Below are 7,795 nucleotides of genomic sequence, written 5' to 3' on the forward strand. Positions count from 1 at the left end.
ATCAAAACGGGTAACTCTCTACTTTTCAAGAAGATGTGTCAGATCTTGTCTGAACTAATTCAATTTATGCGCGTATATAAGTTCAAGATGGTAAAGCAATTAACTTTGCTAGGGTACAGCTACGAAGATGGTGCCGTTGTACTTGAACTTCTCACCTTTGGCTCCAACGAAAATTTCTATCGGGATGCAAAGAGACTATTTTGAGTTATAACGCTTTAGTTAAACGGCTTGTAATGGTTGGCTTGTGTTTTTGCGTCTTTTGCAAAAACCGAGACAAGCGTTACAAGTCCGATTGAACTACTTGTATGCTTTACCAAAATCTCCACCAAGGCTTACCGTTGGAATTACTAGAAAATTCCTGATACCTTCTCTCGACCATGGCTGAGAAATGACTGAAATCATGCTCACTCTCGCCTTTAACATACATGAGAGCACCAAATGAATCTGCGTAATCCGGTAAGTAGAGCGCACCTTCCTTTCCATAGTATTCTTTAAGGAATTCATTGCCTTGATCGTTGAAATCTTCATCCGTTAACTTACTGTCGCACCAGCGCATAAAAAAATCTGTTGCGCTTATCTCATTGGCAATAACTTTTTGTAGATCACTATTACTTGATTCATCTTCAGTGTGAATTTCACCAGCCCATCCCTTTTGGAAGCACCACTTCATTATTAAAGCTATGTGAGTAGCTCCATATTCCTCTGGCGACCCCTCAGGAAATTCACCTCCATAGTGCCAGCTTGCATCGTCGTACTTCATAACTCTCCTTGCATATAACGCTGCGTTAAGCGGCAAATAACTGTTGGCTATAATGTTAAGCGAAGCGAAACCGAGACAACAGTTATTTGTCCGTTTGAACGCCTTGTTATAGGCCCAATACTTGAACTATACTACAGAAATACCATTTTTAGGTATATTTTGGTATCAGGAGCAAGTTTATGGCTAAAAACACTAGTATCACACTCGGCGATCATTTTGATGGCTTTATCGCAAACCAAATTCAAAGTGGCCGCTACGGCTCTGCAAGTGAAGTTATCCGCTCTGCATTGCGCTTGCTAGAAACACAGGAAACCAAATTAAACACTTTACGTCAACTACTAGCTGAAGGTGAAGAAAGTGGTATGGTTGACTATAACATGGATGATTTTATTGCAGAGTTAGATAATGAGAAGTAAACGTGAAGCCATTTCAACTTACTGCAAAAGCTAAGTCTGATTTAAAGGACATCGCTCTTTTCACACAGCGACGTTGGGGACGAGAGCAACGAAATATTTATATTAAACAATTTGATGAATCTTTCTGGCTTTTGGCAGAAAACCCTGATGTTGGTAAAAGTTGTGATGAAATTCGTTTAGGTTACCGAAAATTCCCACAAGGTAGCCATGTTATCTTTTATAAGCAGGTTGATAGTCAACACATTCAAATCATAAGGATTTTGCACAAAAGCATGGATGTGACTCCTATCTTTAGCACATAACGAATGATATGGACTCCCCGCTCGGCATCTTTCTCTAGCGAGTGTGCCATAGTGAAGTTGATTATTTGCTTCAATTGAGGAGAGTCCATATGTCACTAATTAAAGCAATTGGCATCGATTTAGCCAAATCTGTTTTCAGTATCCACGGTGTCGATAGTCATGACAAGTGTCAATTACGAAAAACCGTTAAGCGAAACAAACTGTTAGCTGAAATTGCTAAGTTGCCAGCGTGTATCATTGGTATGGAAGCTTGCTCTGGTGCACATTACTGGGCAAGAGAGTTTGCTAAGCTTGGCCATGAAGTACGCATCATGGCTTCAAAGTTCGTCATTCCATATCGCCAAAATGAAAAGAACGATGCCAACGACGCTGAAGCCATTTGTGAAGCGGTGACCCGCCCCAAAACGCGTTTTGTCACCATCAAAAGTGAAGAGCAACAAGCTGTATTGTGCTTACACCGTATTCGCCAAGGGGCTATCAAGGATAGAACGGCACTGATTAATCGCCTACGAGGTTTGCTCGCTGAGTTTGGCATTGTCATGCCCAAAGGGCGGTATCCAGCACAACATGCCATCACAGGTATTTTAGCAGATGCTGACAATGGTCTACCGCTGCTCGCTAGAGAGCTACTAAGTGACTTATGGCAAGACATTAAAGCATTAAACCAGCAAATTCTTAAACATGACCGAAAGCTCTACCAACTCGCGAACCAAATGAACGCGGCAAAACGCTTGATGAGTATACCTGGCGTTGGAGAAATCACGGCAACGGCGGTTGTTGCGACGGTGAGTGACGCAAAAGATTTTGATACCAGTCGCGCCTTTAGTGCGTGGATAGGGCTAGTCCCTAGGCAATATACGACAGGTGGGCAAGTGAAGCTTGGCCGAATATCTAAACGTGGCGAAAAACACATTCGCACCTCACTCATTCACGGTGCGCGAGCTGTAATAGCCAACTGCAAACATAAAACAGACAGAACGAGCTTATGGGTGAAAGAGCTGATTGAGCGACGAGGGTTTAAACGAGCAACCGTCGCGCTTGCGGCCAAGAATGCACGGTTGATATGGGCATTGCTGCGAAGTAAAAACGAATACCAAATAGATTATGTAAAATAGAAAAGATTGACGTTGTAAAGGTAACCCTAACGGTTAACCCCACCGCGTCTTAGCATGAGCGATTGACGATAACACGGTCAGACCGAGAGCATGAAAGCCTGTTTAGCCGGGAAGCGCATTTCTTGAAAGAGAAGACGCTGTCTAACGAATGAGGCCATGCTCAAGCGCAAATCATCAGGGCGATAGCACAAGCTGTTACGGCAGTATGCTAATAAACGCCGAATGTAGAGCTGCTGTCAGACTTTCTTGTTTTCAGAGACTGCTTGTGCTTGACAAAGGGGAGTCCATGTAGCCTTACTAAAAGGCGGAAAATGCTTGGCTAAACTTTGCGACGAAGGAGCACAAGCCAAGCGTTTTGCGTCCTTTTGAGTAACTTGTATGGATAATTACCCACCTAAATAACTATTTTCGGTAAAGAGAGACCCAAGCCTTAGCGGCAACTAAGGCCTTCTTTTACAGTAGTTCGATTGATTAATGGCTCCTCAATCGAGAGACCGATAACAAGAACGAACGCTGTAAAAGACTCCAAGCAACATACTCGAATAGTCTACTGGGTCTCGAACCCGCATTATGCAAGCAAGGGTTAGCTTATTATGAAAACAGTCATCAATCAAAAGATTCACGTTGGGGTAGATACAGGTAAGTACCAACTTGATATATATCTTCGTCCTTTGGACATTTACTTCACCGTCCCCAATGACGAAAAAGGGATTGCAGAAGCCATAAATCAGCTCAAGCAATACCCTGTTGAACGCATCGTCATTGAAGCGACAGGGCGGTTAGAAATGCCGTTTATTATGGCGTGTGCGAACAGCAAACTGCCGTTTGTTATCGCCAATCCTATTCACATCAAACGCTTTGCAGGTGCGATTGGACAGCGCGCTAAAACAGACAAACTTGATGCGCAGCTTATCGCTCATTATGGGGAAGTGATTAAACCAGCACTATCACAACTCAAACCAGCCACTATGCAAGTCATGAGTGATTTGGTCGCCAGAAGAAATCAGTTACTTGTGATGCAAACGATGGAAAAGAACCGCCTTCAGTCTTTGCCAAAAAGCTTATCAATGACCATCAAGCCGATACTTACCGCGTTTAAACATCAAATCCTAAAAATTGAAAAGAAACTCGTTGAACTCATCGAATCTTGCCCTGAATACCAGAAGAAAAATACGATTCTGCAAAGCATGACAGGTATCGGCAAAATAGCGGCCGCATCAATCATCAGTAATTTACCAGAGCTTGGCTATGTAACGGGTAAACAAGCGAGCAGCCTAGTTGGTGTTGCGCCGATGAATCGAGAAAGTGGCCGTTATAAAGGACAACGGAGAATCCAAGGTGGGCGGCACCAAGTGCGCACGGTGTTATATATGGCGATGCTGTCAGCGATTCAAAGTAATCCGGTGTTTAAAGATACCTATCAACGATTAGTTGGTGCAGGCAAACCTAAAAAAGTGGCGATAATTGCCTGTATCAGAAAGATGGTGGTGATATTAAATTCGATGCTCAGAGATGAAGTAATGTGGGAAGCGCCAAAAGCTTAAAAATTAGCTGTACTAGTTCAGATAAAATGTACTAGTTCAGACTTGATCTGACAGTTACCCGTTTTTCAATCGGTGACTGTCAGTTTAGATTTGAGCTAAATTCTTCTCAGCCCAAATCGATTTTCCATCAAGTAATGTTTCAAGTGGCGTTCTGCCACAGCACATTTTGCCCTGATGAGTTCGATCATTATTGTAATAAACCATCCATTCGTCCAGATCCTTTTGTAATTCCTCTAACGAGCCATAGAGCCTCTTACGGAACGTAACCTGATAAAACTCCTGCAATATTGTTTTGTGGAAACGTTCACAGATACCATTTGTCTGCGGTGACATCGCTTTCGTTTTTGTATGATCGATATCATTTATTGCTAGATAAAGCTGGTAATCATGATGTTCAACCTTGCCACAATACTCAGTGCCTCGGTCTGTGAGAATGCGTAACATTGGTAGCTCGTGCTGCTCGAAGTAAGGCAAAACCTTGTCGTTGAGTATGTCAGCAGCAGTGATTGGCGTTTTCGTTGTGTAGAGCTTGGCAAATGCAACCTTGCTGTAAGTATCAACGAACGTCTGCTGGTAGATACGGCCAACACCTTTTAGATTACCCACATAAAACGTGTCCTGTGAGCCTAGGTAGCCCGGATGAGCCGTTTCTATCTCGCCACAAGCTTCATCATCGTTCTTTTTCTTCTCAAGTGCAGCAACTTGAGCATCGGTGAGAATGATGCCGTCGTTAGCGACTTTCTCTTCAAGCGCTTTCAGCCGTTTTTTGAAGTTTTCTAAGTCATGGCGCAACCAGATTGAACGCACGCCACTGGCAGATACAAATACGCCTTGCTTACGAAGTTCATTGCTGGTTCTGACTTGGCCGTGCGCGGGGTATTCAATGGCATAATCCATTACTGCTTTTTCGGTTTTTTCATCAACACGATTTTTTATATTTGGTTTTCGGCGGGACTTATCAATAAGCGCATCAATGCCGCCATCTTCAGCCAGCTCTTGATAACGATAAAATGTATCTCGTGATACGCCCATCACTTTGCAAGCTCTGGATACATTACCAAGTTCTTCAGCTAGGTTGAGCAAACCTGCTTTGTGTTTAATGATTGGATTGTTAGTATGAAGCATGAGAGTTACCTCTTTGTTTGTTTTGATTAAAGATTCAGCACCTTTATCAAAACGGGTAACTCTCTACTTTTCAAGAAGATGTGTCAGATCTTGTCTGAACTAATTCAGATAAAACCTATTTTATGAATCAAGAAAACGTCTAGGGTAGTCTGGTCGATTCAGTTTCTATCTCGCCACAAGCTTCATCATCGTTCTTTTTCTTCTCAAGTGCAGCAACTTGAGCATCGGTGAGAATGATGCCGTCGTTAGCGACTTTCTCTTCAAGCGCTTTCAGCCGTTTTTTGAAGTTTTCTAAGTCATGGCGCAACCAGATTGAACGCACGCCACTGGCAGATACAAATACGCCTTGCTTACGAAGTTCATTGCTGGTTCTGACTTGGCCGTGCGCGGGGTATTCAATGGCATAATCCATTACTGCTTTTTCGGTTTTTTCATCAACACGATTTTTTATATTTGGTTTTCGGCGGGACTTATCAATAAGCGCATCAATGCCGCCATCTTCAGCCAGCTCTTGATAACGATAAAATGTATCTCGTGATACGCCCATCACTTTGCAAGCTCTGGATACATTACCAAGTTCTTCAGCTAGGTTGAGCAAACCTGCTTTGTGTTTAATGATTGGATTGTTAGTATGAAGCATGAGAGTTACCTCTTTGTTTGTTTTGATTAAAGATTCAGCACCTTTATCAAAACGGGTAACTCTCTACTTTTCAAGAAGATGTGTCAGATCTTGTCTGAACTAATTCAAATTAGCTATTGACGCCATAGTCTCTTGTTATATTTTCAATTTATCTCTTAGCCCTTGAGGGGCTAGATAAAGAATAGTTTTACCCTTTTTACTCTTAGTAGAAATAAGCAAGTCTTCGTCAACAAGTCCATTTAAATATGTTCTAGCCGTACCCTCGTTAATATCAAAATCTGTTGATACCTGTTTTGAAGTAAATATTTTGCCGGGTTCTTTTACAGCGTCTTTTAATAATTCCAACTGAGCACGTTTAAGTTTCTTGGACAGTGGGCTTTTTTCAATCCATTCCATGAACTGATAAAACTCACTTTTCTTAGCTTCAATATGGTTTTGAAGAGCGTCTACAGCCTTTCTAACAATTTCTGTTTGATGATAAATAAAATAAGTTAAATCTAAGTCATCTGTCTCCGTATAAATATATGCAGTATCGTAATCACTTCTTTTTTCTTGTATTAGTTTACTAATAGAAACGTATTCAAAAAGCCAATACCCACTTCTTAACATAAACCAATAAAACAATGCTCTCGCTGTTCTACCATTTCCGTCACCAAAAGGGTGGATAAAACCTATCATAAAGTGAAGTATGATAGCTTTCACAAGAGGATGAATGAAACTATCACTGTTTTCACCGTCATTACATTGGTTTGCAAATTCACATAGAAGAGTTAGCCGTTCTTTTAAAGATTTATAGCAAGGAGGTTCATGCGCGATTTCGTTATACATATCTTTAACTGTAATATCGTTATCGTTACGAATTTCACCAGGTATTGCATTATTATCAATTGCATTGTGTGTAGCTATTTCATGGAGTTCCAATAACAAAGCTATACTTAATTCTTCATCTTTTCTTTCAACTACCTTTTTCATCAGCAGATAATTATTAAATATCATTTGTTCTGACTTGTCAGAGGGTTTTCTATTATTCTCCAACATGTCTTTTGCCACTTTTCTTGTGGTGGATGCTCCTTCGAGTTGTGATGATGTTATCGCTTCTTCCATCATCAAGTTCTTTACTAAATACCGATCTTTTTCTCGTGCAGTAATAAATGAACCATCACCAATTGAATGACCACCACCAGTTAATTTATCAATATGATGTAGCTGAGAGAATAATGAGTCAGGCACACAATAACTAAATAATTCTCTTTCTTTTTTTCCTTGTAAGGCCTCTATGTATTTAGTAATAGTTTTTCTAGAAAGCTTAGTTGCTATCCAAGCAGCAGTTTCATCATCACCTTTTTCAACCTTCCACTTAAACTTATCCCAGTGAAGATAGTTACCTTTAGGATCTGTGGCTTTATATTTTGCCAATAAATGAATAAAGTTTTGCGGGAGCGTCTCTTCCATTAATTTATTAAATGGAATGGGAGTTCTTATCCGTGCCATAAAACACCTGAAAAAACAAAATTGATAAATCGAGTTTATATTAAATTAAGAACAATTCAACTCAAATATGATTTTTTGTGTTTTTATGCTTATGTAAAAAAGTAAAAAAGTAAAAAAGTAAAAAAGTAAAAAAGTAAAAAAGTAAAAAAGTAAAAAAGTAAAAAAGTAACAATTAAATTTTTATACTTGAGTTTAGTTTCGAGCGGAATAGTTGAAAATATAACGCTTAAATAAACGGCTAAAAATGCTTAGCTATACTTGTGAGTGAAACGAACCAAGCCAAGCATTTTTAGTCCGATTTAATTTTCTTGTATGGATAATTACCCACCTAAATAACCATTTTCGGTAAAGAGAGACCCAAGCCTTAGCGGCAACTAAGGCCTTCTTTTACAGTAGTTCGAT

8 protein-coding genes and 1 pseudogene are annotated in these 7,795 nt (G+C 40.4%); 5 read left to right on the forward strand and 4 right to left on the reverse strand.

Annotated elements, in window-relative coordinates:
• Nucleotides 1-66: 66 nt before the first annotated feature.
• Nucleotides 67-204 (forward strand): type II toxin-antitoxin system RelE/ParE family toxin, encoded by a 138-nt coding sequence (locus DXX94_RS19100; protein ID WP_258872220.1) that lies wholly within the window; start codon nucleotides 67-69, stop codon nucleotides 202-204.
• Between the two features lie 106 nt (nucleotides 205-310).
• Here DXX94_RS19100 and DXX94_RS19105 read toward each other — a convergent pair whose 3' ends face one another.
• Complete coding sequence (locus DXX94_RS19105; RefSeq protein ID WP_116013195.1) at nucleotides 311-760, reverse strand: DUF7832 domain-containing protein; 450 nt, start codon at nucleotides 758-760, stop codon at nucleotides 311-313.
• Nucleotides 761-939: 179 nt separating this feature from the next.
• Here DXX94_RS19105 and DXX94_RS19110 point away from each other — a divergent pair, with 179 nt between their 5' ends.
• The 4 genes from DXX94_RS19110 to DXX94_RS19125 all read left to right on the forward strand — a co-directional run bounded on the left by DXX94_RS19110 (nucleotide 940) and on the right by DXX94_RS19125 (nucleotide 4,137).
• A complete protein-coding gene (locus DXX94_RS19110) occupies nucleotides 940-1,176 on the forward strand; it encodes a type II toxin-antitoxin system ParD family antitoxin (RefSeq protein WP_116013197.1) in 237 nt (78 codons plus the stop codon).
• Nucleotides 1,177-1,178: 2 nt separating this feature from the next.
• On the forward strand, nucleotides 1,179-1,478 hold the full coding sequence (locus DXX94_RS19115) for a type II toxin-antitoxin system RelE/ParE family toxin (RefSeq protein WP_116013198.1): 300 nt from the start codon (nucleotides 1,179-1,181) through the stop codon (nucleotides 1,476-1,478).
• Nucleotides 1,479-1,567: 89 nt separating this feature from the next.
• On the forward strand, nucleotides 1,568-2,593 hold the full coding sequence (locus DXX94_RS19120) for an IS110 family transposase (protein ID WP_116013199.1): 1,026 nt from the start codon (nucleotides 1,568-1,570) through the stop codon (nucleotides 2,591-2,593).
• Between the two features lie 593 nt (nucleotides 2,594-3,186).
• The gene (locus DXX94_RS19125; RefSeq protein ID WP_116013201.1) at nucleotides 3,187-4,137 is read left to right on the forward strand and encodes an IS110 family transposase; all 951 of its coding nucleotides are present in this window, start codon (nucleotides 3,187-3,189) and stop codon (nucleotides 4,135-4,137) included.
• Between the two features lie 84 nt (nucleotides 4,138-4,221).
• Here DXX94_RS19125 and DXX94_RS19130 read toward each other — a convergent pair whose 3' ends face one another.
• The 3 genes and pseudogenes from DXX94_RS19130 to DXX94_RS19140 all read right to left on the reverse strand — a co-directional run bounded on the left by DXX94_RS19130 (nucleotide 4,222) and on the right by DXX94_RS19140 (nucleotide 7,393).
• A complete protein-coding gene (locus tag DXX94_RS19130) occupies nucleotides 4,222-5,262 on the reverse strand; it encodes an IS481 family transposase (protein ID WP_116013192.1) in 1,041 nt (346 codons plus the stop codon).
• A gap of 160 nt (nucleotides 5,263-5,422) precedes the next feature.
• Nucleotides 5,423-5,902: pseudogene (locus DXX94_RS19135) on the reverse strand (helix-turn-helix domain-containing protein); the annotation flags it as partial.
• Nucleotides 5,903-6,037: 135 nt separating this feature from the next.
• Nucleotides 6,038-7,393: a Fic family protein gene (locus DXX94_RS19140; RefSeq protein ID WP_116013202.1), complete on the reverse strand. Its 1,356-nt coding sequence runs from the start codon at nucleotides 7,391-7,393 to the stop codon at nucleotides 6,038-6,040.
• Between the last annotated feature and the right edge of the window lie 402 nt (nucleotides 7,394-7,795).

It is taken from the genome of Thalassotalea euphylliae, assembly GCF_003390375.1.
Taxonomy (GTDB): Bacteria; Pseudomonadota; Gammaproteobacteria; order Enterobacterales; family Alteromonadaceae; genus Thalassotalea_F; species Thalassotalea_F euphylliae_A.